This is a genomic window from Streptomyces sp. NPDC051180, assembly GCF_040689545.1.
Lineage (GTDB): Bacteria > Actinomycetota > Actinomycetes > Streptomycetales > Streptomycetaceae > Streptomyces.
In genome coordinates this window covers 12,087-37,382 of the sequence record NZ_JBFBBC010000027.1, presented here as the reverse complement: position 1 = coordinate 37,382, position 25,296 = coordinate 12,087, and the positions used below count along the sequence as shown (strand labels likewise).

Annotated in this window: 16 protein-coding genes; 6 read left to right on the top strand and 10 right to left on the bottom strand. The window is 74.2% G+C overall.

Annotated elements, in window-relative coordinates; all coding sequences use genetic code 11:
• Positions 1 to 267 precede the first annotated feature (267 nt).
• Both AB0424_RS29970 and AB0424_RS29965 read left to right on the top strand, forming a co-directional pair.
• The gene (locus tag AB0424_RS29970) at positions 268 to 3,909 is read left to right on the top strand and encodes a serine protease (protein WP_366309886.1); all 3,642 of its coding nucleotides are present in this window, start codon (positions 268 to 270) and stop codon (positions 3,907 to 3,909) included.
• A gap of 31 nt (positions 3,910 to 3,940) precedes the next feature.
• Positions 3,941 to 4,906, top strand: coding sequence for a bifunctional riboflavin kinase/FAD synthetase (locus AB0424_RS29965; RefSeq protein WP_366309884.1), 966 nt, complete (start codon positions 3,941 to 3,943; stop codon positions 4,904 to 4,906).
• 107 nt (positions 4,907 to 5,013) lie between these two features.
• Here the strand turns inward: AB0424_RS29965 and AB0424_RS29960 are convergent, their stop codons facing one another.
• The 8 genes from AB0424_RS29960 to eccE form a co-directional block, all read right to left on the bottom strand.
• Positions 5,014 to 6,051: an ABC transporter ATP-binding protein gene (locus tag AB0424_RS29960; RefSeq protein ID WP_366309882.1), complete on the bottom strand. Its 1,038-nt coding sequence runs from the start codon at positions 6,049 to 6,051 to the stop codon at positions 5,014 to 5,016.
• Positions 6,048 to 7,013, bottom strand: coding sequence for an ABC transporter ATP-binding protein (locus AB0424_RS29955; protein WP_366309880.1), 966 nt, complete (start codon positions 7,011 to 7,013; stop codon positions 6,048 to 6,050). The genes AB0424_RS29960 and AB0424_RS29955 overlap by 4 nt, the downstream gene beginning before the upstream one ends.
• A complete protein-coding gene (locus AB0424_RS29950) occupies positions 7,010 to 7,957 on the bottom strand; it encodes an ABC transporter permease (RefSeq protein ID WP_366309878.1) in 948 nt (315 codons plus the stop codon). Before AB0424_RS29950 ends, AB0424_RS29955 begins: the two co-directional genes overlap by 4 nt.
• Positions 7,954 to 9,015: an ABC transporter permease gene (locus tag AB0424_RS29945; RefSeq protein ID WP_366309876.1), complete on the bottom strand. Its 1,062-nt coding sequence runs from the start codon at positions 9,013 to 9,015 to the stop codon at positions 7,954 to 7,956. The genes AB0424_RS29950 and AB0424_RS29945 overlap by 4 nt, the downstream gene beginning before the upstream one ends.
• Before the next feature lie 3 nt (positions 9,016 to 9,018).
• Positions 9,019 to 10,857, bottom strand: coding sequence for an ABC transporter substrate-binding protein (locus tag AB0424_RS29940; protein ID WP_366309888.1), 1,839 nt, complete (start codon positions 10,855 to 10,857; stop codon positions 9,019 to 9,021).
• Between the two features lie 191 nt (positions 10,858 to 11,048).
• Complete coding sequence (locus tag AB0424_RS29935; protein WP_366309874.1) at positions 11,049 to 14,525, bottom strand: SCO5717 family growth-regulating ATPase; 3,477 nt, start codon at positions 14,523 to 14,525, stop codon at positions 11,049 to 11,051.
• 238 nt (positions 14,526 to 14,763) lie between these two features.
• Entirely contained in the window at positions 14,764 to 15,627 is an 864-nt protein-coding gene (locus tag AB0424_RS29930; protein ID WP_366309872.1) for a hypothetical protein, read from the bottom strand.
• Positions 15,627 to 16,931, bottom strand: coding sequence for a type VII secretion protein EccE (eccE, locus tag AB0424_RS29925; RefSeq protein WP_366309870.1), 1,305 nt, complete (start codon positions 16,929 to 16,931; stop codon positions 15,627 to 15,629). The genes AB0424_RS29930 and eccE overlap by 1 nt, the downstream gene beginning before the upstream one ends.
• Before the next feature lie 189 nt (positions 16,932 to 17,120).
• Here eccE and eccB point away from each other — a divergent pair, with 189 nt between their 5' ends.
• From eccB to AB0424_RS29905, 4 genes are all read left to right on the top strand, one after another.
• The gene (eccB, locus tag AB0424_RS29920) at positions 17,121 to 18,665 is read left to right on the top strand and encodes a type VII secretion protein EccB (protein ID WP_366309868.1); all 1,545 of its coding nucleotides are present in this window, start codon (positions 17,121 to 17,123) and stop codon (positions 18,663 to 18,665) included.
• A gap of 13 nt (positions 18,666 to 18,678) precedes the next feature.
• A complete protein-coding gene (mycP, locus tag AB0424_RS29915; protein ID WP_366309866.1) occupies positions 18,679 to 19,938 on the top strand; it encodes a type VII secretion-associated serine protease mycosin in 1,260 nt (419 codons plus the stop codon).
• Positions 19,939 to 20,128: 190 nt separating this feature from the next.
• Entirely contained in the window at positions 20,129 to 20,476 is a 348-nt protein-coding gene (locus AB0424_RS29910) for a WXG100 family type VII secretion target (protein ID WP_366309864.1), read from the top strand.
• Between the two features lie 53 nt (positions 20,477 to 20,529).
• Positions 20,530 to 20,820 carry a WXG100 family type VII secretion target gene (locus tag AB0424_RS29905; RefSeq protein WP_366309862.1) on the top strand — a complete coding sequence of 97 codons (291 nt, stop codon included), beginning with the start codon at positions 20,530 to 20,532 and terminating at the stop codon, positions 20,818 to 20,820.
• 68 nt (positions 20,821 to 20,888) lie between these two features.
• Here AB0424_RS29905 and AB0424_RS29900 read toward each other — a convergent pair whose 3' ends face one another.
• Together AB0424_RS29900 and eccCa are read right to left on the bottom strand one after the other, a co-directional pair.
• Positions 20,889 to 21,173 (bottom strand): DUF397 domain-containing protein, encoded by a 285-nt coding sequence (locus AB0424_RS29900; RefSeq protein ID WP_366309860.1) that lies wholly within the window; start codon positions 21,171 to 21,173, stop codon positions 20,889 to 20,891.
• 86 nt (positions 21,174 to 21,259) lie between these two features.
• The gene (gene eccCa / locus AB0424_RS29895; RefSeq protein ID WP_366309858.1) at positions 21,260 to 25,213 is read right to left on the bottom strand and encodes a type VII secretion protein EccCa; all 3,954 of its coding nucleotides are present in this window, start codon (positions 25,211 to 25,213) and stop codon (positions 21,260 to 21,262) included.
• Between the last annotated feature and the right edge of the window lie 83 nt (positions 25,214 to 25,296).

The following is a 25,296-nucleotide window of genomic DNA, read 5'->3' as shown; positions in this document are numbered from 1 at the left end:
CGCCCCGAACGCCGCCCAGACGGTCGCAGCACCCCGATCCCGGCCTCGGTCTCGGTCCCGACCTGGGGCTCGGCCCCGGCCTGGGGCGCACGCACGCGTGCCCGCCCCACGGTGTTTCCCCCTCCCTTTCCCCCGGGCCATCCTTGTCCGTCCGGGCACCGGAATTCACCCCATCGGGGAGGCGCTCGGAGTGAACGGGGGAGCGTCGGGGGGCGCGTTTCCCGGCGAGCGCCCGGGCGTGATCACCGGCCGCCTACCCTCGTCCCCATGGGACGCGGGGACCTGGCGACGCTGGTGCGGATCTGCGATCAGGCGGGCCGGCCGCGCGGCACCGGATTCCTCGCCGACCACCACGGAACGGTCGTCACCAGCCACGAAGCCGTCGACGGACTCAGCCATGTCGTCCTGCACGCCCCCGGCGACCGGAGCTGGCGCGCCGGGGCCGAGGCCGTCACCCCCCTGCCCGAGAGCGGCCTCGCCCTGGTCCGCACCGAAGGGCTCGGCGTCCGCCCCCTGCCGCTCGCCACCCGCACCGAGATCGAACCCGGCACCTACGTCCGGATCGCCGCCCACGGCTGGCGCGAGGCCCGCGTCCTCGGCCCCGCCACCGTCACCTACAGCGCCACCGGCCGCTTCCACGCCCTCGACGACGCCCTCGAACTCGCCATCGGCACCGAAGGCGCCGAAGCGCTCAGGATCGGCGGCCAGGCCGCCGGCGGCCCCGTCCTCGACACCGCCACCGGCACCGTCCTCGCCGTCCTCGGCACCGCCCTCCACGGCGACCGGCAGGCCGCCGGATACGCCGTACCCCTGCGGCCCGACGGCCCCCTCACCGCCCTGCTGCGGCGCAACGCGGCCACCGTCCCCGCCTACGGGCCGGACCTCAACCTGGCCGCCATCCTGGAACTCACCGCGACCTCCACCGGCCCCCTCCGCGAGACCGGCCCCTGGCCCGATCCCGTCGAACGCCCCTACTTCGCCGATGAGTTCGCCCGCTTCGCCGCCGGCGAAGCACCCGTCCTCGCCCTGGTCGGCGCACCCGGCACCGGCCGCACCACCGCGCTCGCCTCGCTCTGTGCCCACCGGGCCCGGGGCGAGGAGCCCGCCCCCACCGTCCGGCTGCGCGGCGCCGACCTGCGCGCCGACGACCGGTCCCTCGCCGACGCCGTCGCCCGCGCCCTCCACCAGGCCGGCCGCATCGTCGCCGCCTCCGGGGCCGCCACCGACACCTCGACCGCCACCCCCGAGCGCGCGGCCGCCCTGGCCCAAGGCGCCGGACGCCCGCTCCTCGTCGTCCTCGACGGCCCCGAGGAGATGCCCCCGCGCCTCGCGCACCGCCTCGCCGACTGGACCGCCGACACCGAGCGGTGGCTCCGCGCCCACCAGGTCCGCCTCGTCACCGCCTGCCGCCCGGAGCACTGGGAACAGGCCGGCGCCCTCTACGAGCCCGGCGCCCTGCACCGGCCGGCGGCGGGCCCTCGCGGCGCCCTGCCCCCGGCCGTCACCCTCGGCCCGTACACGGCCGCGGAGGCCGAGGCGGTCCGCCGGGAGTACGGGCTCCGCGCGACCGACCTCGCCGAGGCCGACGCCCGTCACCCGCTCGCCCTCCGGCTGCTCGCCGAGGTCCGCGCCGCGCTCCCCGGCGACGTGCCGGGACGCCCCGGCCGCGAGGAGATCTTCACCGCCTACCTCGACCTCATGTGCCTGCGCGTCGCCGTCCGCATCGCCGCCGGTTCCCGCCCCCTCCCGCACGGCAGCGCCGTCCGCCGGCTCGCCGCCCGGGTCACCGGCCGGCTCCACGAGGCCGCCCGCCGCTCCCTCGGTCCCGGCCACGGCCTCCTCGACGGCGCCTCCTTCGAGGAGCTCTTCCCCTGGCGCGACGGCTGGGCCTCCGCCGTCCTCACCGAACGCCTCCTCGTCCCCGCCGGCTCCGGCTACCGCTTCGCCCACGAGGAACTCGCCGACTGGGTCCAGGCCGCCCACCTCGACCTCGACACCGCCCTCCACTCCCTCGTCCACCGCCACCTCGCCCCGGACCCCGGCGGCCCCCACGTCCTCGCGGCCCCCGCGGCGTCCGGCGCCCCCTGCCTCCCCGCCGAGGCCGGCGCCCGTGCCCCCGGCCCGCACGGCGGAGCACCCCGCACCGCCGTGCCCCGCCGGCGGGACGGGGCGGGGCGGGAGGACGGAGCCGAGCGGCCGCCGGTGCCGCCGCACCGGATCGGCCCGGTGCTCCAGGCCCTCCTGCTGCTCCACCGGGAGCGGGGACCGGCGGAGCTCGCCCCGCGACTGGAGGGCCTCGTCGAGTCCCTCGCCCGCTTCGCGGAGACGGGAGCGGGCGGCGGCCCCGGCGGGGAGGACGGCCCCTGGTGGGCGGCCCGGCTGCTCGGCGAGAGCCTGCGGCGGCTGCCCGACCCCCGCCCGTACCTGCCCGTCCTCCGGCTGCTCGCCGACCGGATCGGAGCCCGCCCGGACCGGCCGGCGGCCCTCGCCGCCTTCGGGCCGGAGTTCTGGCGGGGCCTGCCGCTCGGGGAGGCCGAGCGGATCGACCTCCTCCGGCGCCTCGTACCCGCCGACCCGCCGCCGGACGGCGCCGGCACCGCCCCGCGGCACTCCCGCGCCCCGGTCCCGGCGCCCGCCGGGCCGGACGCGGCGGAAGCCGTCGGGAGCCGCGCCCTCGACGTGGTCGCGGAGATGCTGGTCGCCGATCCGCGAGGAGTGCAACCGCTCCTGTGCCGGTGGTTCGGCGACGGGAGGGAGACGCCGGGCGGGACGGTGGGCACGGCGGCACGGGACCTGCTGCACCGGTACCGGGGGCCGGCGGTCGACGACCTGTGCGAGGTCCTGGTGGCGACCGCGCACCCGCTCGCCGAGGGACTGCTCGCCGCGCTCGCCGCGGACGAGCCGTCCGCGCTGTGCCGGGCGGTCGACCGCTGGGCGCACGACGACGGGAGGCCCGAGCGGCGGGTCGCGGCGGCCGTCCACGGCCGGCACGCGGCCGATCACGCCGTGACCTCCGCGGACCGGGAACTGCTGCGGTACGCGGCGCTCGCCCTGCTGGCCCGCCCGGGGGACCGGGCGCTGCACGGAGCGGCGCTGGGCCTGCTGGTCCGGGACCCGCACACGCGGGCCCGGCACCTGCCGCGCGCCCTGGCCGAGCCGCGGGTGCCGGCGACGGCGCTGGTCGAGGCGCTGGGAAGCCATCCGGAGCAGGTGCTCGGCGGGCTGAGGGCGCGGCTGCAGACCGGCGGAGAGGGGGCGGGCGCGGTCCTGCGGGCCCTCGCGGAGGTCGACGCACCGGCCCTGGCCCGCCGGGTCGCGGTACTGGTGCGCGACCACGCCGGCCGGCACCCCGAGGAGGCGGAGCACGTGGCCGCCTTCGTCGACCGGCGCTTCGAGGACGGGCCGGCCGCCAGGGCGGTCCTGCACCCGCTGGTGACCGCGCTGATCCGAGGCCGTCCGGCTTCGGTGCGGCGCGCCCTGGCGGGGGTCCTCGCCGCCCCCGGCACCGGCGCCTCCCGCCATCTGCGGGGCGAGCTGCTCGACGTACTCCTGGAGCACGAGCGGTACGAGGCGGAGACCGGGGAGCTGTCGGTCCTGGAGGCGCTGCTCGCGGCCGCCGCCGAGGGGGCGGGGCGGCGCAGCGAGCCGCGGACCCGGGACCTCGCGCACCGGGTGGGCCTGCTGTGCGTGCGGACGCACGAGGGCGTGCGGCGCTTCGACCGGGCCCTGGCCGGGCACTGCCGGGAGCGGCCGGAGCTGGCCGCGCTGCTCGCCGGGTGGACGGCGGCGGCACCCGGCGACTGGGCGCCGCTGCTCGGCCCGGAGACCCTCCGGACACTGCGGAGTCACGGCACCTCCATGCCGATGCCAACCGATGGCCGTGGGCATGGCAGTCTTAGACCGGCGTAATCGGCGAACAGGCGGACGAGGAGCGGTCACAGTGCAGCGCTGGCGTGGCTTGGAGGACATTCCCCAGGACTGGGGGCGCAGCGTCGTCACCATCGGCTCCTACGACGGGGTGCACCGCGGACACCAGCTGATCATCGGGCGGGCCGTCGAGCGCGCCCGGGAGCTCGGGGTCCCCACCGTCGTCGTGACCTTCGACCCGCACCCGTCCGAGGTCGTGCGGCCCGGCAGCCATCCGCCGCTGCTCGCCCCGCACCACCGGCGCGCCGAGCTGATCGCGGAGCTCGGGGTCGACGCGGTCCTCGTGCTGCCGTTCACCGCCGAGTTCTCCCAGCTCTCCCCGGCGGACTTCATCGTCAAGGTGCTGGTCGACAAGCTGCACGCGAGGTCCGTCATCGAGGGCCCCAACTTCCGCTTCGGCCACCGGGCCGCGGGCAACGTGGAGTTCCTCGCCGAGCTCGGCGAGACGTACGACTACGAGGTCGAGGTCATCGACCTGTACGTCAGCGGCGCGGCGGGCGGCGGGCAGCCGTTCTCCTCCACCCTCACCCGCCGGCTCGTCGCCGAGGGCGACATCGCCGGCGCCGCCGAGATCCTGGGCCGTCCGCACCGCGTGGAGGGCATCGTCGTCCGCGGCGCGCAGCGCGGCCGCGAGCTCGGCTTCCCCACGGCGAACGTGGAGACGCTCCCGCACACCGCGATCCCGGCCGACGGCGTCTACGCCGGCTGGCTGACGGCGGACGGGGAGCGGATGCCGGCGGCCATCTCGGTCGGCACCAACCCGCAGTTCGACGGGACCGAGCGGACCGTCGAGGCGTACGCGATCGACCGCGAGGGGCTCGACCTGTACGGGCTGCACGTGGCCGTCGACTTCCTGGCGTACGTGCGCGGCATGCTCAAGTTCGACACCCTGGACGACCTGCTCCGGGCCATGGCCGACGACGTGCGGCGCTCCCGCGACCTGACGGCGACCTACGACCGGGAGCACCCCGGCGCCTGACGGGCCGGAGCCGCGACCGGCGCCCCCCGACATCCGACGGCCCGGGTCCGGCACCTCACGAGGTGCCGGACCCGGGCCGTCCTGCAGAGCGGTGCCCGCCGGGCCCCCTACTCCGGCGTCTCGTCCCGCGCCCAGTGGCAGGCCACCGCCCGGGCCTCGCCGCCGCCCAGGACCGCCAGGGGTTCCTCACGGCAGCGGTGGGCGACGGCCGCGGCCCGGCCGGAGGCGAGGACCTGGCAGCGGGCGTGGAAGCGGCAGCCGGAGGGGATGCGGGAGGGGTCGGGCGGCTCGCCGGTCAGGACGACCGGCGGGGTGGTCGACTCGGGCAGGACGGACAGCAGGGCGCGGGTGTAGGGGTGCCTCGGGCGGGTGAGGACGGACTCCACCGTGCCCGTCTCCACGACCCGCCCGAGGTACATGACGGCCACGCGGTCGGCGATGTTCCAGGCGAGCCCGAGGTCGTGGGTCACGACCAGGGCGGAGAGGCCCAGTTCGTCGCGCAGGCGCAGCAGCAGGGCCAGGATCTCGCCGCGCACCGACGCGTCGAGGGAGGCCACCGGCTCGTCGGCGACGATCAGTTCGGGCTCCAGGACCAGCGCGCCGGCGATGACCACGCGCTGCCGCTGCCCGCCGGAGAGTTCGTGCGGATAGCGCAGGAGGAAGCGCTCCGGGGGCCGCAGCCCGGCCCGCGCCAGCGCGCCGGCGACCGCGGCCCGCTCGTCCCCCGCGTACCCGTGGATCCGCAGGCCCTCGGCGACCGCGTCGTACACGGTGTGCCGCGGGTTGAGCGAGCCGCTCGGGTCCTGGAGGACCAACTGCGCCCGCTTGCGGTAGGACTTGAGGGCTCCGGAGGTGTACGCCAGCGGACTGCCGTCGAAGGAGACCGTCCCCGCGGTGGGGCGGACCAGGCCGAGGAGGGAGCGGGCCAGCGTCGTCTTGCCGCAGCCGGACTCCCCGACGAGGGCGACGATCTCGCCGGTGCCGATGTCCAGGTCGACCCCGTCCACGGCGCGCGCGGGCGCGGCGCCGCGGCGGCCGGGGAAGGTGACGTGCAGGCCGCGCGCGGAGAGCAGCGGGGCCGCGGGGGCCTTGGCGCCCACCGCTCCGCCGCGGTCCGCGGTGTCGCTGCGCACGGCGTCGCTCATGACGTACTCCCCACGTGTACGCAGGCGGCCCGGCGCTCCTCGCCGGCCTCCCGCAGGTGCTGGTCCTCCTCGGCGCAGGCGTCCACCGCCACCGGGCAGCGCGGCCGGAAGGCACAGCCGCCGGGCAGGTCGGACGGGTCCGGCGGGTCGCCGGGAAGGCCCCGCGGCGCACGCCGGGACGCGAGGTCCCCGATGCGGGGGAACGCCGAGGACAGCGCCCGCCCGTACGGGTGCGCCGCGGCCTCGTACACCGCTCGCGCCGGCCCCTCCTCGACGACCCGGCCCGCGTACATCACGGCGAGCCGGTCGCAGGTGTCGGCGAGGACGGCCAGATCGTGGCTGATCATCAGGAGGCTGATGGACTGCTCGGCGACGAGCCGCTCGATCAGGCGCAGGATCTGCGCCTGGATCATGACGTCGAGCGCGGTCGTCGGCTCGTCGGCGACGATCAGCCGGGGGTCGCAGGCCAGCGCCATCGCGATCATGACGCGCTGCCGCTGCCCGCCGGACAGTTCGTGCGGGTAGGCGGCGGCGCGCGCGGCGGGCAGGCCGACGTGTTCGAGCAGCTCGCCGACGCGCCGGCGGGCGGCCGCCGGGGTGGACCGGCCGTGCACGAGGAGCGGTTCGGCGATCTGGTCCCCGATGCGGTGCACGGCGTTCAGCGAGTGCATCGCGCCCTGGAAGACGATCGACGCGCCCGCCCAGCGCACGGCCCGCAGCCGGCCCCACTTCATGGCGAGGACGTCCTCGCCGTCGAGCAGGACCTCGCCCTCGATCCGCGCCGACGCCGGCAGCAGCCGCAGCAGCGCCAGCGCCAGGGTGGACTTGCCGCAGCCGGACTCCCCGGCCACCCCCAGCTTCCGTCCCGCCTCCAGGGTCAGGTCGACGCCGCGGACCGCGGGGACGGCCGCCGCCCCCGTGCCGTACGTCACCCTCAGGCCGCGTACCTCCAGGAGGCTCATCGCCCCACCCCCAGCTTCGGGTTGAGCACGGACTCGACGGCCCGGCCGCAGAGCGTGAAGGCGAGCGCGACCAGCGCGATCGCGATGCCGGGCGGGGCGAGGTACCACCAGTGCCCGGAGGAGACGGCGCCGGCCTCGCGGGCGTCCTGGAGCATTCCGCCCCAGGAGACCACGGTGGGGTCGCCGAGCCCGAGGAAGGCGAGGGTCGCCTCGGTGAGGATGGCGGTCGAGATGCCGAGCGTGGTCTGGGCGAGCACCAGCGGCATCACGTTCGGCAGCACGTGGCGGCTCATGACGTGGCCGTGGCCGCCGCCGAGCGCCGTCGCCCGCTCGATGTACGGCCGGGACTCCACGGCGATCGTCTGGGCCCGCACGAGGCGGGCGGTGGTCGGCCAGGACGTCACGCCGATGGCCACGACCACCGTCCACATCGACCGGGACATGACGGTGGCCAGCACGATCGCCAGGACCAGCGTCGGCATCACCAGGAACCAGTCGGTGATCCGCATGACGACCGTGGAGAACCAGCCGCCGTAGTGCCCGGCGACGATGCCCACCAGGGTGCCGATGGCGACGGACAGGGTCGCGGCGAGCAGTCCGACGAGCAGCGAGATCCGCGCGCCCCAGATCAGCAGCCCGAGCAGGGAGCGCCCGAACTGGTCGGTGCCGAGCGGGAACTCGGCGCTCGGCGGCTCCAGGGCGGTGCCCGGGGCCTGCGTCACCGACTGCACGTCGGCGCCCACCAGCCACGGGGCGGTGAGTGCGAGCAGGGCGATCAGGGTGAGCACGGCCAGCCCGAGGAGACCGGCGCGGTGGGCGCGGTACCGCTTCCAGAAGCGGGCCACCGTGCCGCGCCTGCGCGCCCACACCAGCGACCGTCTCGTCGAGGGCGCCGCGGCCGGCCGCGCCGCGTCCGTCGGGGTCGTCGTTTCCGTCGAGGTCATCGGCCCACCCGGGGATCGAGCAGCGGATAGAGCAGGTCGGCCAGCAGGTTCATCAGGATCATCGCGCCGGCGAAGACGACGAAGAGGCCCTGGACGAGCGGCAGGTCGGGCACGCTCAGCGCCTGGTAGAACAGCCCGCCGAGGCCCGGCCAGGAGAAGACCGTCTCGACCAGGATCGAGCCGGCCGCCACATGGCCCAGGTTGATGAAGATCATGGTGACGGTCGGGAGGAGCGCGTTCGGCACGGCGTGCCGGCGCCGCACCACGTCGTCGCGCAGGCCCTTCGCCCGCGCCGTCGTCAGGTAGTCGCCGCCCATCTCGTCGAGGAGCGAGGAGCGCATCACGAGCAGCGTCTGCGCGTAGCCGACCGCGACCAGGGTCACCACCGGCAGCACCAGGTGGTGGGCGACGTCGAGGACGTACGCGAAGCCGGTCTCGCCGGTCCCCGACTCCATGCCGCCGGTGGGGAAGAGCCCGGGGATGGGTCCCATGCCGACCGAGAAGACGATGATGAGCAGGAGGCCGAGCCAGAAGGACGGGACCGACCACAGGGTCAGCGCGATGCCGGTGTTCACCTTGTCGCCGAGGCCGCCGTGGTGCCAGGCCGAGCGGGTGCCGAGCCAGAGTCCGAGCGCGGAGTAGATGACCACGGCGACCCCGGTGAGCAGCAGGGTCGCGGGCAGCTTCTCCGCGATCAGGTCCCCGACCGGGGCGCGGAACTGGAACGAGGTGCCGAGGTCGCCGCTCAGCGCCTTGGCGCAGTAGTCGGTGAACTGCTGCCACAGCGGCAGATCGAGGCCGAACTGGCGTCGGAGTGTGGCGAGTTGTTCGGCCGAGGTGGGGACGCCGTGCGTCATCGCCTTGACCGGGTCGCCGGGGATGATCCGGAAGAGGAAGAAGCTCGTGACGAGCACGGCGAGGAGCGAGACGAGTGCGCCGCCCAGCTTCCCCGCCGCGTGGCGGAGGTAGCCGAGGGAGGAACCGGTGCGGGACGCGCCGTCCGCGGCGCGGGCCTCGTGGGCCCGCGCCGGGTCGGCGGCGGTGCTTGCCGTCGTCACGTCCTACTCGCGGTCGTCGGCGGTGGAGCGGCGGCGCAGGCCGAGGACGACACCGAGACCGACCACGACGACCACCGCCGCGCCGATGCCGACGATCACGCCGGTGGACGAGCCGCCCCCGTCGGAGTCGCCGGAGGCGGAGGCGGCGGGCACGGCCGACCACCAGCTCCAGTAGCCGTCCTGGCCCCAGAGGTTTCCGGCGGCCTCGGGCATCGTCGTGATGGACCGGATCTGGTCCGTGCGGTACGCCTCCAGGGCGTTCGGGTAGGCCATGACGTTCATGTACCCCGTGTCGTACAGCCGGGACTGCATGCTCTTCACCAGATCCGCCCGCTTGGCGGCGTCGTACTCCACCGCCTGCTGCGCGTAGAGCCCGTCGAACCGGGAGTCGCAGATGAAGTTGTCCGTCGCCCCGGTGTCCTTCGGCGTCGCCGGGAGGGTGCCGCAGGTGTGGATCGACAGCACGTAGTCGGGGTCGGGGTTGACCGACCAGCCGTCGAACGCGAGGTCGTAGTCGCCCTTGACCCAGGGGTCGGAGACGCTGTCCAGGCACTCGACCTTCAGGCCGATGCCGAGCTCCCCCCACCACTCCTGGAGGTACTTGCCGACGGCCTTGTCGTTGGGGTCGGTGGCGTGGCAGAGGATCCGGAAGTCCAGCGGCCTGCCGTCCTTGCCGACGCGCTTTCCGGCGGCGTTCTTCCGGTATCCCGCCGCGTCGAGGACCTTCGCCGCCGCGGCCGGGTCGTAGGCCCGCTTCTGTGCCGCGTCCGGCTGCCAGAAGTAGGAGCCGAAGCGCGGCGGGATGTAGCCCTCGCCCTCGACGGCGTGGCCCTGGAAGACCTTGTCGACGAGGGTGGTGCGGTCGACCGCGAGGAAGAGCGCCTTGCGCACGGCCGGGTCGAGCAGCGCCGGGTGGCCGTTGCCGAAGGTCTTGCCGTCCTTGGCCTTCGCGCCGGGGTTGGTGGCGAGGGCGTAGAAGCGGCGGCCGGGGGCGTCGTTGACCTTGATGTCCTTCTGGGTCCCGAGCGCGGCTGCCTGGGCGGGCGTCAGGTTCGGTACGAAGGAGACCTCGCCCTTCTGCAGGGCGGCGACGGCGGCGTCCCCGTCCTTGTAGTACTTGAACACCAGCTCGTCGAACTGGGGAGCGCCCCGCCAGAAGGTCTTGTTCGGCTTGAGCTTGATGTACTGGTCGACCTTGAAGTCCGTGATGACGAACGGGCCGTTCCCGACGATGGGGAACTGCTTGTCGTTGTTGAACTTCGAGAAGTCCCCGACCTTCTCCCAGACGTGCTTGGGCACGATGGGCACGTCGAGCGCCGTCATCGTCGCCTGCGGCTTCTTCAGCCGGATCACGAGCGTCTGCGGGTCGGGGGCGGTGACCTGCGCGAAGTTCGCGGTGAAGCTGCCGTTGGCCGTGGCGGCGTTCGGGTCGGTCATCATCTTGTTGAAGGTCCAGGCGGCGTCCTCGGCGGTGGCCGGCTTCCCGTCGGACCAGGTCGAGTCCTTGCGGATCGTGTACGTCCACGTCAGCTTGTCCGCCGAGGGGCTCCAGGCCGTCGCCAGTCCGGGGACCGTCCGCGCGTCCTTCGGGTCGTAGTTGGTGAGGTACTCGTACGCCAGGCGATGGATGCTCGTCGAGGTGAGCTTCTGGGCGAGGAACGGGCTCAGCGAGTCGATGCTCTGCGAGACGGCCACCGTGAGGGTGGTGCCGCCGGACTTGCCGTCCTCCGCCTGGGCGGCACCGGGGACGGCGGCGAGCGAGGTGGCGGCGACCCCGGCGGCGAGCAGCAGGCGGAGGGCTCTTCGGGCAGGCGCTGGGCGGGGCGGAACCTTCGTGACCATGACCATGTGACGTGTCCTCGCGTCGGATGACTGTCGTGGATCTTGTGCTGACGGTGGGTGAAGCGAAGGTGTATCAGCGGTGGTCTGCCGTCGTCAACGATCCCTCAAACCCCTTGTGGGCTGCGGGAATGCCAAAAGGCCCCGTACCGGTGAACCGATACGGGGCCTCATTGGTCTACTCCTGTGACGCCCTACTGCTGAGGGGCTGGCGGCGCCTGCGGAGGCGCCTCCCCGTCCGCCTGCGGAGGCAGCGGCTGCCCCGGCTGAGGCTGTTGCTGCCACGCCTGCGGAACACCCGGCTGTCCCGGCTGCTGCGGGTACGGCTGGGGCTCCTGCGCCGGATACGGCTGCCCCGCACCGGGTGCGCCGGGCGCGTACGGACCGGGCGCGTACTGCCCGGGGAAGGGCTGCCCCGGCATCGGCTGTCCGGGCGCCGGCTGACCCGCCTGCGGGTACGGCTGCGCCGGGTACGGCTGACCGGGCTGGGGCGGGTACGGCTGTCCGGGCTGCGGGGCCTGGGGAGCGTACGGCTGACCGGGGACGGGCTGCCCGGGCGGCGCGTACTGGCCCGGCAGGGGCTGTCCGGGCATGGGCTGACCCGGGAAGGGCTGCCCCGGCATCGGCTGACCGGGCACGGGCTGCCCCGGACCCTGGTGGCCCGGCATCGGCGGGGCCATGTGCGGGGGCAGCGCCCCCTGGCCGTCGCCGGTCCACAGGCCCTGCGCCTGCTGTGCCCGGACGAAGTCCTCCGCGACCATCGCCGACAGGTGGAAGTACGCCTCCCGGGTCTTCGGCCGCATCATGTCGAGGTCCACCTCGGCGCCGGCCGACAGGTGCTCGTCGAAGGGCACGACCACGACACCGCGGCAGCGGGTCTGGAAGTGCTGCACGATGTCCTCGACCTTGATCATCTTGCCGGTCTCGCGGACTCCGGAGATGACCGTGATCGAGCGCTGCACCAGGTCCGCGTAGCCGTGCGCGGAGAGCCAGTCGAGCGTCGTCGACGCGCTGGACGCGCCGTCCACGGACGGCGTCGAGATGATGATCAGCTGGTCGGCGAGGTCGAGCACCCCGCGCATGGCGCTGTACAGCAGGCCCGTGCCCGAGTCGGTGAGGATGATCGGGTACTGCTTGCCCAGCACGTCGATCGCGCGCCGGTAGTCCTCGTCGTTGAACGTCGTCGAGACGGCCGGGTCCACGTCGTTGGCGAGGATCTCCAGACCGGACGGCGCCTGCGAGGTGAACCGGCGGATGTCCATGTACGAGTGGAGGTACGGGATCGCCTGCACCAGGTCGCGGATGGTCGCCCCGGTCTCGCGCCGCACCCGGCGGCCCAGGGTGCCGGCGTCCGGGTTGGCGTCGATCGCCAGGATCTTGTCCTGCCGCTCGGTCGCCAGCGTCGCGCCCAGCGCGGTCGTCGTCGTGGTCTTGCCGACACCGCCCTTGAGCGAGATGACCGCGATCCGGTAGCAGGAGAGGACCGGCGTCCGGATCAGGTCCAGCTTCCGCTGCCGCTCCGCCTCCTCCTTCTTGCCACCGAGCTTGAACCGCGCGGCGCTGCCCGGCGTACGGCTCGACTTCGGCTTCTGCTTGTTGTTCCGCAGCAGGCGGTCCGAGGAGAGCTCGACGGCCGCGTTGTACCCGAGCGGAGCGCCCGGCACGGACCGCTCCCGCTGGTCGTGCGTCACGGGCGAGGGCCACGCCGCCCCCGTCCGCGGGTCGACGGCCTGCTGCCCGTCCTGCGGCGGCACCGGGGCCTGAGGTGCCTGCGGCGGTACGGCACCGGGGTGCGGGTAGCCGTACCCGCCCGGCGCCTGGGCCTGCGGCGGCACACCGCCGGGGACCCCGGGCTGCTGCGGATAGCCGTACCCGGGCTGCTGCGGAGGCGTCCCGGGATGCGGGAAGCCGTACCCGCCCTGCGGCGCCTGCGGGTACCCGTACCCGCCCTGCCCCTCGGGCTGCGGCTGAGGCTGCGACGGCACGGGGGCGGGCGCGGGCGCGGCGGGCGGCGCGACGGGGCCGGGCTGGGCGGGCCATCCGGCGGTCGGCGGCAGCGGCTGCGCACCGGGCAGCGGCTGCGCGCCCGGGGCCGGCTGCTCGCCGGGGAACGGCTGTCCACCCGGCGCCGGCTGCGCGGGCCACTGCTGCGCGGGACCGGGAGCGGCGGGCTGGAACGACGGCGGCAGCGGCGGGAGACCCGCTCCGCCCTGCGGGCCGGGAGCCGGGTACGGGCCGGGGGCCGGGTACGGGCCGGGCGCGCCGCCGTCGGCGGGGTACGGCCCGGGGGCCACGCCGGGCTGCGGGCCGGCGCCCGGGTACGGCGCCTGACCCGCATCGGGACCGAAGCCCTGCGGCGCGGCTCCGGCCGGGTAGGGCGCGGGGGCCTCGGGAGACGGTGCCCCCGGGTACGCCGGGCCGGTACCGGGACCGAAGCCCGGCTGCGCCGGAGCCCCGGCCGCCGGGTACGGACCGGCCGGGAACGGGCCCGGAGCCTGAGCGGCGGCGGGATCGGCGGTCTGCGGCGCGGCGATCGGGTACGCGCCGGGCACCGACGCGTCGGCCTCCGGCGCCGCACCGGGCGCGCCGACGGGCGGCGCGGACTCCGCGCCGACGGCGGCTTCCGCCCCGGCCCCGGAGCGCGGGTCGGTGTCCGTGTCACCGGAACCGTCGGCCGTCACCGGCCCGGCGGCGTCCGCCGTCGAGGGCTCCTGGCCGTCCGTGCCCGGCGCGGTCGCCACGGCGTCCACGGGGGCGGGGTTCCGGCCGTCGAGCTCTGCTACGTCGGTCGCGTCCGTCGCCTCGGCGGCGTCGGGTTCGTGGTTCTCGGCCGCGCCGGTCACCGGGCTCTGTGCCTCGGTCTCCGGAACGGCGTCCGCCGCGGCCTCGGGAGAGGCGTGGTCCGAGGGAGCGCCGTCCGCGCCGTCCGCCTCGTCGGCGACGGCCGCGGTGGGCGCCGGCCCCCCGGCGGTGAGCGGGATCGGCTCCGTCGTCACGATCGCGGCGGCGTCCGCCGTCTCCGGGACCGGCCCCGTACTCGTGGGCGCGCCCGCGTCGGCGGTCGGTTCGGCGGTCGGCTCGGCCGCGCGCTCGGCGATCTCGCGCTGCAGTGCGGCGGGGGAGAAGCGCATGGTCGCGCCGCTCTCCACCTCGCCGCCCCCGAACGGCGCGGCGGGCGCGCCGACCTCCGGCGCGGGCGCCGCAGGCGCGGGGGCAGCCGGCACCGGGGCCTCGTACGCGGGCGTCTCGTACGGCGCCACGGGAGCCGGAGCGGGCACCGGAGCCGGGACGGCCGGTGCGACCGGGGGTGCGGGAGCGAACGGCGGGGCCTGCGGCGCGGCGGCGGGGGGCGGGACGGCGACCGGCGGGGCCGGCGGCGCCTGGTTCCAGCCCGGCTCGAAGCCGCTGCCCGACGGGAGTCCGGGAACGGGGGCACTGGGGACGGGAGGGCCGGCGACCGGGGGGAGCCCCGGCAGCGCGACGGGCGCGCCGACGGGAGGCGGGGGAGTGGCACCGCCGGCCCCCGTTCCGCCCGACGCGTTCTGCGTGTACCAGGCGGGCGGGGTGTAGTCGATGGTGAACTCACCCGTCATCTCGGCGGGATCCGCGTCGGACTGATCGTCGGCGGGCGGATTCCAACCCCCCTGGATCTCGTCGCGATCGCCGTTCACTTTGCCTCCTGGTGTGGTCGAGCACCCTTGTGCCGTGGTGGGCGGGGCCCTTCCAGCCTAATCGGCGCGGGCATCCGCCGGGCAGGCCCGACGGGCGCTCCTCGCCCGTCCCCGCGGTCCGGCAACGCCCCCAAGTGACCCGGCTGCGCCGCAGAGTGAGAACCCCGACCGTTCAAACAATGTCAAAACGACATGAAAACGGACGTACTTGAACGACTGTGCGTCGTTCCGCGGCCGTTCAGTCCATCCGGCGCGCGCCGCCCAACAATCCGGTCTCGGCGTCCGTCGCCTGGGTCATCACGAACTGGCGGTCGTTCTGCGTGCACCACAGGGTCACCCCGTCCGCGAGGGTGGACAGCGCCTCGTGCTCGTGACGCGGAAGGCTCATGATGCGGCCGATCTGCGCCGCCTCGTCGGGGGACACGCGCTGCACGCCGACCAGGGAGGACTTCTCCAGGAGCCGGGGCGCGACCGGGCTCAGATAGGGGAGCAGCGTCACCACCGACTGCCAGGGCGCCGAGACCACCCGGCCGCGCGGCGGACGCATGCCGCAGTCGCGGACCACGACGACCGGACTGCCGGCCGACGCACCCTGCGGCGGCACCCGCCCCACGTCGTGCAGCGCGATGCACGGCTGCCCGCCGCCGGCGGCCTGCGCGAGAGCCGTCCACGCCTGCGCGCGCCCGGTCTCGACGGCCACCCGGGCCCCCGTCGCGGCGGCCCGCAGGGCCAGCACCTGCGCGGTCCACAGACCGCCGATCAGGGTGACGTCGTACGGCACGGGCCGGTTGATCCCGAGCACGGCGGGCCGGTTCTCCGCGTCCACACCGATCACCATGCCGTCGTCGCCGACCGGCAGCGCCAGCGCGTCCAACTGGTCCACGGGGACGGAGTGCCGCTCCCTGCGGGGCCCGACGAGGCCGAAGCCGAACCGGGGCCGGGACCCCCGGCCCGTACGCGGCGTGGGCGAGCCGCCGGTGGAACCCGCTCCGGGCCGCTCGGCGTACGTGCCGGCGCCCGGCTGGCCGCCGAAGGTCCCGCCGGCCGGCTGCCCGCCGAAGGACGCGGTGCCCGGCTGAGCACCGAAGGAGGACTGGGACATCAGCGCGCACCTCCCAGCGGCAGCGTCGCGAGCATGCCCGGTCCCTGTTCCCGGTCGAGACGCACCAGGCCCGTCCTCACCCCGCGCGCCGCGCGCTCCAGTTCGTGTCGCGCCGCGACGAGCTCCTCGTCGCTGCGCCCGGTGATCCGCACGTGCCCGGTCACGGTCACCTCCTGCCGGTCCCCGCCGCTCAGCGTCAGGCTGAACGTCGTCGCGAGCGCGGGCAGCGAGGTCAGCAGGGCCACCAGCTGCGGCATCGACGCTCCCGCGCCCCCGCTCCGGCCGCCCAACTGGGGCCAGCGCCCCACCCAGTACGTCGTGTGCCGCCGGTCGTCCACCCGCCAGGTCCGCGCCGTCTCCTGCGTCCGCCGCGTCTGCGCCTGCCCGCGGCCCGCCTGGGCGATCGCCATCGGGCTCGCGCACGTCGAGGTGGCGAGGGCGGACGTGAGCTCCTGCTCGGTCAGCACGTCCGCGCGGAAACCGGCGCCCGCCAGACGGCTCGCCAGCTGGTCGGCCGCCCGCACCACGCACTTCTGCGCGCCCGTCAGGCCACCGCCGCGCGCGGCGACCGCCTCCGGGCACAGCTCCGGGTCGAGCTTGAGGGCGATCCAGGTGATGCGCACCGCGGGTGAGCCGGTCTGCGCCTGGAGCGGCCCGTAGTTCCGCGCGGCCATCGACTGCGGCGGCAGGTGCGGCGCGGGCGCCGGCTGCGTGTGCTGCACGATCTGCGCGGACTCGAGACGGATGCCGTCCACGTCCAGCACGTCCCGGACGAGTCCGACCGGCAGCGGCCGCCCCGCGCGCTCCGGGCGCAGCGCCGAGCCCTCCGACTCGACCCGCAGGACGGCGGTGACGAAGGTGCCGTCGCCGATCATCCCGACCGGACGGCGGTCGCGGTCGCTGTACGCGTAGGTCCGCAGGGCCGGGTCGCACTCCACGACCGGCGCGAGTCCCGGCTCGGTGCCGGCCGGCACCGTGAAGGAGGCGGCACGGCGCGAACGGGCCCGCAGCGCCAGGAAGGTTCCCAGCCACTCGGGCAGCGAACGCCGGTGCCTGCGCACGACGGCGAGCAGGACGAGCACGACCGCCACCACGCCCGCGGGCACCAGCAGCATCGGCTCCACGACCCAGGCGACGGCGAGCAGCGCGGCCGCCACCTCGACCAGGACGAGCTGTTGCAATCGGAACGACCCGAAGTGTCCGGGACGCGCCTGGAGCCTCGGCGAGACCGAGGCGGCGGGTCCGGTGGACGGGGGTGCGGATGCGGTGGCCGCGGCGGGCCGCGTCCGCGTCGCGGAAGCCATGATGGAGAATCCCCCTCAATTCATCCCGATCACCCTGGCCCGCCAGGGCTTTGGCGGCCGGATCACCCTACCCGCCCCACGAACCCCACGGGACAGCAGGCATAGTAGGGGTCCGGTCCGACAGCCGGGGCCCGGGTGCCACCTCTCCGATCCCCGCGCGAAGACTGCGCCTGACGAGAATGGGGACTCATGGCATCGCGCCGGGACGAGCTGAACGCGTACACCTTTGCGAAGAAGCGCACGGTGGCGGCATTCCTCCAACCCTCGCCCTCCGGCACGGAGGAGGGGGCGCCGAAGCCGCTGCGCGCGATCGCCCCCGGCCTGATCGTCGCCGCCCTCGTCGTCGCCGGCTTCGGCGCCTGGGGCATGTTCAAGCCCTCCGCGCCCAAGGGATGGGACACCCCCGGGACCCGGGTGATCGTCGGCAAGCAGTCGACGACCCGTTACGTCGTCCTGCAGACCGGCAAGGGCAAGGACGCCAAGACCCTGCTCCACCCCGTCCTCAACCTCGCCTCGGCCCGGCTGCTGCTCAACCCCGACCAGTTCCAGGTCGTCCAGGTCGACGACAAGACGCTCGACCTCGGCAAGCCGCCGCGCGGCCCGATCCTCGGCATCCCGTACGCCCCCGACCGGCTGCCCACGGCGGACGACGCGGGCACGGCCAAGCGCTGGGCCGTCTGCGAACAGCCCGGCGGAGGCAAGGGCGCCAGCGTCCAGAAGGCCACCTTCCTCTTCGCCCACCGCGACCTGAAGCGCACCGAGGGGGACGGGCAGCTCAAGGACGGGCAGGTCCTCTACGTCCAGGGGCAGACCGGCAAGGCCCGGTTCCTCGTCGACCACACCGGCACCAAGTACCCGGTGAAGGCCGACTCGACCGGCCTCCTCACCGCCCTCGTCGGTCTCAACAAGGAGCCGCAGCCCGTCACCGACGACTGGCTCGCCACCCTGAAGACCGGCGACGAGATCGACTTCCCGCGCATCGAGGGCCAGGCCGGTTCCCCCGCGGGCGTCCCCGGCAACGAACTCACCGCCACCGAGAACCGCGTCGGCATGATCCTCCTCGCCCAGACCGGCTCGGGACCCCAGCACTACGTCGTGCTCCCCGGCAAGGTCCAGCCCGTCAGCGACTTCACCGCCTGGCTCCTCATCAACGCCCCGCAGACCGGCGTCCTCGACATGGACGGCAAGGCGACCGCCGTCGACGCCTCCGCCTTCGTCCCGGACTCCACCGTCTTCCAGCCGCGCGCCCACTGGCCGAGCAGGAAGTCCGTCCAGGTCAACGGCGTCTCCGGCACGGGCGCCCGGGACACCGTCTGCAGCGTCCTCACCGGCGTCGACGAGAAGGGCGGCACCACCCTCACCACCTGGGCCGGCCCCCAGTACCCCGCCGACATCACCGCAGGCGGCACCAGCACCTACGTCACCCCGGGCAGCGGTCTGCTCTACACCCAGATCCAGGGCAGGCAGAAGGCGCCCGACGGCTCGCTCTTCCTCGTCACCGACACCGGACTGCGGTACGCCGTCCAGGCCAACGGCGACAGCGACTCCGCCCGCTCCGACATCGGCGCCGGCGAGCAGAAGGAGACCGGCGGGCGCCCGGAACCCAGCGACGCCCAGAAGCGTCTCGGGTACGAGAAGGTCACGCCGGTCCTCGTCCCGATCGCCTGGTCGGAGTTCCTGTCGAAGGGCCCGCGACTCGACACCAACAGCGCGCGTCAGCCGCAGGGTTCCTGAAGGGGGCGAGACCGTGACGACCACGTACCGCACGGCCGCCCTGCTCGCCGCGGGCACCCTCACCGCCCTTCTGGCGGCGACGCCCGCGGTGGCCGCCGCGCCGCCCCACGGCGGCCCCGCCCTCGACGGCAGCGGCGAGTGCACCTTCCCCATGAAGAAGCAGATCGAGGGCACCCCCTGGCCGCTCCAGCGCGTCCTCCTCGACGAGCTGTGGCAGGACACCAAGGGCAAGGGCGTCCGGGTCGCGGTCATCGACACCGGCGTCGACGACGTCAACCCCCAGCTGCGTGCCGCGGTCGACGCCAAGGCGGGCAAGGACTACCTCAAGCCCGACAAGGAGAACCCCGGCTTCGGCGACGAGAAGCGCGGCAAGACCGACGGCACCGTCGACGAGGTAGGCCACGGCACCAAGGTCGCCGGCATCATCGCCGCCCGCCCCCGCAAGGGCACCGGCTTCGTCGGACTGGCCCCCGAGGCGACCGTCATCCCGATCCGGCAGAACGACGAGAAGAACAGCGGCAAGTCCGACACGATGGCGCTGGCGATCGACCACGCCGTCGCCAAGGGCGCCAGGGTCATCAACATCTCGCAGGACACCACCCAGCCGCTGGGCCCCGAGTCGCCGATGGCCAAGGCCGTCGCGAGGGCGATCGCGTCGGACGTCGTCGTCGTCGCCTCCGCGGGCAACGACGGCATGGACGGCTCCTTCAAGGACACCTTCCCCGCCGCCTTCCCCGGCGTCCTCGCCGTCGCCTCCTCCGACCGGAACAACGAGCGCGCGGACTTCTCCCAGGCGGGCACCTTCGTGGGCGTCGCCGCTCCCGGCGTCGACATCGTCTCCACCGTCCCCGGCGGCGGCCAGTGCGTCGACAACGGCACCAGCTTCTCCGCCCCCTACGTCGCCGGCGTCGCCGTCCTGCTCCGCGCCAAGTACCCGAAGTGGACGGCGGCCCAGATCGTCGCCCGGATCGAGCAGACCGCCGTACGCTCCGTCAACGGCCGTGACAACTACGTCGGTTGGGGCGTCGTCGACCCGGTGCGCGCACTCGCCGACGCCGGCCCGGGGACGCCGCCCGCCTCGCCGACGCCCGACCCTGGTCCGCCCCGGCCGCCGGCGCCCGAAGCGGCCCGTCTGGCGCTGTCGGAAACGCCCCAGGAGCGCTCCGAACGGCTCGCCACGTATGCGTTGGGGATCGGTGGCGTCCTGGTGGCCGTGGTCGCCGGAACAGCCGTCGTGATCCGCGACAGCCGCCGTCGAAGGGGGGTCCGATGAGCCGGTCGACGGCCAAGTATCCGGACCTTCCTTTGCAGTTGGAACTGCCGCCGCCAATGGCTAAAGTGACCGCGGGGGGCACGGCAGTGCGAACCCAGCACGGGGGCGGCATCAGAAGATTCCCGTCCGCATCACGACCGGATGGCCCGACGGCCCGGCCGTCGACGCCGCCGAAGGAAGAAGGGGCAAGATGTCGAAAGACCTGAACGTAACCAGTGCCGAACAAGTCAAGCTCGCCGGCCGGATCCAGGACTTCTCCGACGAGCTGCAGGCCCGCATCACCTCCCTCAACGGCGTGGTCGACCGCGTCCAGGCGGGCTGGCAGGGCGCCGCGAGCAAGGAGTACGACCGGGTCCAGAACGACCTGAACCAGCGTCTGCGCAGCATGCGGGCCGAGCTCAGCCGGCTCGAGGAGATCATGCGCATGAGCGCCGACGGGTTCTCGCAGGAGGAGGAGGACCGTCTGCGGTCCTTCCGTCAGATGGACAACAGCGGCTCCGGCGGCGGCGGCAACCAGAGCGCCATCCTCGGTATGTGAGCCCACCGGCTCGACCAGTCCTCCGCGCCACTCTCACTTCAGGAGTCATCATCATGACCACTGCGGTCAATTACGACACCGTGACGCAGGCGGCGGCCGACACCCGGCTGACGTCCAGCACCCTCACGCAGAAGCTCGAAGACCTCATGGCCGAGGTCAACCGCGTCGCCTCCAACTGGGAGGGCGAGGCGAAGATCGCGTACCGCGAGAGCCAGGACCGCCTCACCCGCGACATGGCCGGCATGAACCAGGACCTGGCGCGCATCGCCCAGCTCCTCGACGAGTCGGTCGTCGGCTACCAGGACACCGACAAGGGCAACGCCGCCCGGTTCCGCATGATGTAGTCCCGCACCACACACGCGTGAGGGGGTGGCCCGTCGAACGGGCCACCCCCTCACGCGTACCGTCCGCCCTACCGCAGGTCGAACTCGCCGTCCCGGGCGCCGAGGACGAACGCGTCCCACTCGGCCTTCGTGTACCGCAGCACGGTCTCCCGGTCGAGCGACGAACGCATCGCCACCCCGCCCTCCGGCAGGTGCGCGATCTCCACCCGCTCCTCGTCCGGGCTCGTCCCGGGAGCGCCCTGCCACTCGACGCCGGAGATGTCCAGCGCGTACAGCTCGTCCTTCACCCGCTGCTTCTCCGCGGCACGGGCGGCGTCGGCGCTCTCGGCGGTGGTGTCGTGTGCGTCGGTCATCGGCGCGTTTCCCTTCGCGGTGGTACGGCGGTCCCCCCTCACAGTAGTGGGACCGCCGTCGCCGATCAGGGGAAATCCCCCGCCCGTCAGTGCTGTTCGGGCAGCCAGCCCAGCTGCACCAGCGGATTGCCGCGCTTGCGCGAGACGAACGTGCCCCGGCCCTGCGGCATCGGCCGCGCCCGGACACCGCCCAGGATGTCGCCCTCCTGCGGGTCGCCGGAGAGGAGCACGCCCTGCGCGCCCAGCTCCCGCATCCGCTGCATGAACGGCTCGTACATCGCCCGCGACGCACCCGCCTGGCTCCGCGCCACGATGAAGCGGATGCCGACGTCCCGCGCGAACGGCAGGTTCTCCACCAGGACCGCCAGCGGGTTCGCCGAGTTGGTCGCCACCAGCTCGAAGTCGTCGATGAGCACGAAGAGCTGCGGCCCCGACCACCAGCTGCGGTCCCGCAGCTGCTGCGGCGTGATGTCGGGCTTCGGGGCCCGCTTCGTCATCACCGTGTTGATCGCCTCCATGTGCATCTGCATGGCCGACGCCATCGGCGCGTACTCCAGCAGGTGCGAGGGCGCCACCGCCTCCAGCATCGTCCGCCGGTAGTCGCCCACCACGATCCGCGCCTGCTCCGGCGTGTACCGCTCGCACAGCTGCTTGGCGATCAGCCGCAGCAGCGCCGTCTTGCCCGACTCGCTCTCACCGAAGACCAGGAAGAACGGATCCGACTCGAAGTCGACGAACACCGGCTCCAGGTTCGTCTCGTCGATGCCGATCGCGATGCCGTGCTGCGGGTACTCGAACCCCTTCGGCAGCTGCTCCGCCGGCAGCTTGCGCGGCAGCAGCCGCACCGCCGGGGCCGGCGCACCGGTCCAGCTCCCCTTCACCGCGCGGACGAACGCCGCCGTGCCCTCCGACAGGTCGCCCGAGGAGCTCGACCCGTCGATGCGCGGCAGCGCCCCCATGAAGTGCAGCTTCTCCGGCACCTGGCCGCGTCCCGGCACGCCGGTCGGCACGTTCGCCGCGACCTTGCGGTCGAACTCGGAGTCCATGACGTCGCCGAGCCGCAGTTCCAGCCGGCCCAGCATCTGGTCCTTGAGCGCGGCCCGCACCTCCATGTAGCGGGAGGCGGTGATCACCACGTGGATGCCGTAGCCCAGACCGCGCGCCGCTATGTCGGCGACGATCGGCTCCAGCATGTCGTAGTCGTTGCGGAAGCCGCCCCAGCCGTCCACGACCAGGAAGACGTCGCCCCATGCCTCGCCCGGCAGCTCGCCCGCCGCCCGCTTGCGCCGGTAGGTCGTCATCGAGTCGATGGAGTGCGAGCGGAAGAACTCCTCCCGCCGGTTCAGCACGCCCATCACCTCGGCGACCGTGCGGCGCACCCGCTCCGGGTCGAGCCGCGACGCGACCCCGCCGACGTGCGGCAGGTCGGCCAGCGACACCATGCCGCCACCGCCGAAGTCCAGGCAGTAGAACTGCACCTCGGCCGGGGTGTGGGTGAGCGCGAACGACGAGACCAGCGTCCGCATGATCGTCGACTTGCCGGACTGTGGACCGCCGACCACCATCATGTGACCGGCCGCGCCGGAGAAGTCCCGGTACAGCACCTCGCGCCGCTGCTCGAAGGGCTTGTCGATGAGGCCGAGCGGCACCGTCAGCGCGCCCTGGCGCGTGTACTCCGTCGCCGTGAGCCCCCGGTCCGCCGTCTGCGCGAGCCCCGGCAGCAGCTGGTCGAGCGACGGCGCCTGGTCGAGCGGCGGCAGCCACACCTGGTGCGCCGGGACGCCCTGGCCCTCCAGCCGCCGCACGATCACGTCGAGGACGGTGTCCGCGAGCGCGTCGTCCTCCTCCGCCCGCTGCGCCGTCAGGTACGCCGGGTCAGGCGCCGCGTACACCACGGGCACCGGTGACGCCGTGAACAGCGCGGGCCGCCGCTCCACCGGCAGCTGGCCGATCTCCAGCCGGGGGCCGCCCGAGCGGTACGTCCCCGACACGTACGCCGCCTTGAAGCGGGTCATCTCGTCCGTGCCGAACTTCAGATAGCCCGAACCCGGCACCGACGGCAGGTGGTAGGCGTCCGGCACGCCGATCGCCGTCCGCGACTCCGCCGCCGAGAACGTCCGCAGACCGATCCGGTACGACAGATACGTGTCGAGACCGCGCAGCTTGCCCTCCTCCAGGCGCTGCGAGGCCAGCAGCAGATGCACACCGAGCGACCGGCCGATGCGGCCGATCTGGATGAACATGTCGATGAAGTCCGGCTTGGCGGTGAGGAGTTCGGAGAACTCGTCGATCACCAGGACCAGCGAGGCGAGCGGCTCCAGCGGCGCACCCGCCGCCCGCGCCTTCTCGTAGTCGTGGATGTTGGCGTAGTTGCCCGCCGAACGCAGCAGCTCCTGGCGGCGCTGCAGCTCGCCGCGGATCGCGTCGCCCATGCGGTCGACCAGCGTCAGGTCGTCCGACAGGTTGGTGATGACCGCCGCCACGTGCGGCATCTGCGACATGCCGGCGAAGGTCGCGCCGCCCTTGAAGTCCGCCAGGACGAAGTTCAGCGTCTCCGAGGAGTGCGTCACCGCCAGACCGAGCACCAGCGTCCGCAGCAGCTCCGACTTGCCCGAACCCGTCGCGCCCACGCACAGACCGTGCGGGCCCATGCCCTCCTGCGCGGCCTCCTTCAGGTCCAGCATGACCGGCTGGCCGTCCTCGCCGACACCGATCGGAACCCGGAGCCGCTCGGCCACCGACCGGGGCCGCCAGGTCCGTGCCACGTCCACCGACTCGGCGTCCCCGAGGTTCAGCAGGTCGGTGAAGTCCAGATTGGCCAGCAGCGGCTCGTCGTCGTCCCCGCCGCCCATCCGCAGGGGCGCCAGCTGCCGGGCCAGCGCCTCGGCCGCCGGCAGCGAGATCCCGTCCGGCAGTCCCTCGTAGGCGAATCCGCCGCCCGACTCCAGGCGCAGCCGCCCGGGCCGCACCACCACGGAGAGACCACCGCGCGGCTCGTCGAGGTCGCCCGGGACGACCTCCACGATCGTCACGCCCTGCAGGCCCTCGGCCGCCGCCAGCAGCGAGTCCGGCGGCACCATGCCGCCGTCGAGGACCACGACCACGTGCGGCTGGTCGAGCACCGGCTGGTTCTCCCGGGAGAACCGGGGCCGCCCGTCCAGCTTCGAGCGGACCAGGTTCTCCAGCTCGCCGAGGTCGTCGCCGAACAGCCGCTTCGTACCGGCCCCGTCGACCTGGCCCGGCACCTGGGTGTGCGGCAGCCACTTCGTCCAGTCCCACCGCTCCTGCGAGGCCCGGGCCGCCACCACCGCGAGCATCAGGTCGTCGGGGGAGTGCAGCGTCACCAGCTGTGCCACCAGGGCCCGCGCGGCGGCCTGCGCCGACTCCGGGTCGCCCGAGACGGTCACGTGGTAGAACGCCCGCATCGAGACCGCCATCGGTAGCCCGTCCAGCGTCCCGTGCACCGCGAGGAACTGCTGCATCGCACCCGCGCACAGCGGCTCCAGCTCGTCCACCGGCGCCGTGTCCGGCGCCACCAGCGGCGTCGCCAACTGCTGCGCCCCGAGCCCGATCCGGGCCTGCCCGAAGTCGTGGTCGCCGACCCGGCGCTCCCACACCCGCGAGCCCTCGGCCACCACGGACCACAACTGCTCGGGAGCCGGGTGCAGATACAGCTGCGCGTCGCGCTGCGAGCGCGCCGTCCGCCGGACCGTACGCCGGGTCTGGGCGAGGTATTTGAGGTAGTCGCGGCGGACATCGGACATTTGCCCCTGCGTACCGCGACGGAATCTGACGAACTGGGCGACGGCCATCGCGACCGTCGACGCCAGCATCAGCGTGCCCATGATCCGCATGATCGGCGAGGGCGTCATGAAGAAGAAGACCACCGACGAACCCATGCCGAGCATCGGCAGGAGCTGCATCAACGCCGACTCCTGCTGTCCCCGCGGAAGTTCCGGCGGAGACTCCAGGACCAGTTCCTCACCGGGCACTTCCGGCGGAAGCGACCTCGGCGGGCGTTTGACGACGATCTGGCTCACCGGCGCATCAATCCCTCGTTGGAGGCGGGCTCGTGGCGGGAGCTTCCGCACCGGCACCCCTGTCGGCAGCCGAGTGCGCGGAC

Bases quoted from the DNA above. Each gene is read 5' to 3' on its own strand.
- AB0424_RS29970 (WP_366309886.1), top strand. From the start codon at position 268: ATGGGACGCGGGGACCTGGCGACGCTGGTGCGGATCTGCGATCAGGCG.
- AB0424_RS29960 (WP_366309882.1), bottom strand. From the start codon at position 6,051: ATGAGCGACGCCGTGCGCAGCGACACCGCGGACCGCGGCGGAGCGGTG.
- AB0424_RS29955 (WP_366309880.1), bottom strand. From the start codon at position 7,013: ATGAGCCTCCTGGAGGTACGCGGCCTGAGGGTGACGTACGGCACGGGG.
- AB0424_RS29950 (WP_366309878.1), bottom strand. From the start codon at position 7,957: ATGACCTCGACGGAAACGACGACCCCGACGGACGCGGCGCGGCCGGCC.
- AB0424_RS29940 (WP_366309888.1), bottom strand. From the start codon at position 10,857: ATGGTCACGAAGGTTCCGCCCCGCCCAGCGCCTGCCCGAAGAGCCCTC.
- AB0424_RS29930 (WP_366309872.1), bottom strand. From the start codon at position 15,627: ATGTCCCAGTCCTCCTTCGGTGCTCAGCCGGGCACCGCGTCCTTCGGC.
- eccE (WP_366309870.1), bottom strand. From the start codon at position 16,931: ATGGCTTCCGCGACGCGGACGCGGCCCGCCGCGGCCACCGCATCCGCA.
- eccB (WP_366309868.1), top strand. From the start codon at position 17,121: ATGGCATCGCGCCGGGACGAGCTGAACGCGTACACCTTTGCGAAGAAG.
- AB0424_RS29910 (WP_366309864.1), top strand. From the start codon at position 20,129: ATGTCGAAAGACCTGAACGTAACCAGTGCCGAACAAGTCAAGCTCGCC.
- AB0424_RS29905 (WP_366309862.1), top strand. From the start codon at position 20,530: ATGACCACTGCGGTCAATTACGACACCGTGACGCAGGCGGCGGCCGAC.
- AB0424_RS29900 (WP_366309860.1), bottom strand. From the start codon at position 21,173: ATGACCGACGCACACGACACCACCGCCGAGAGCGCCGACGCCGCCCGT.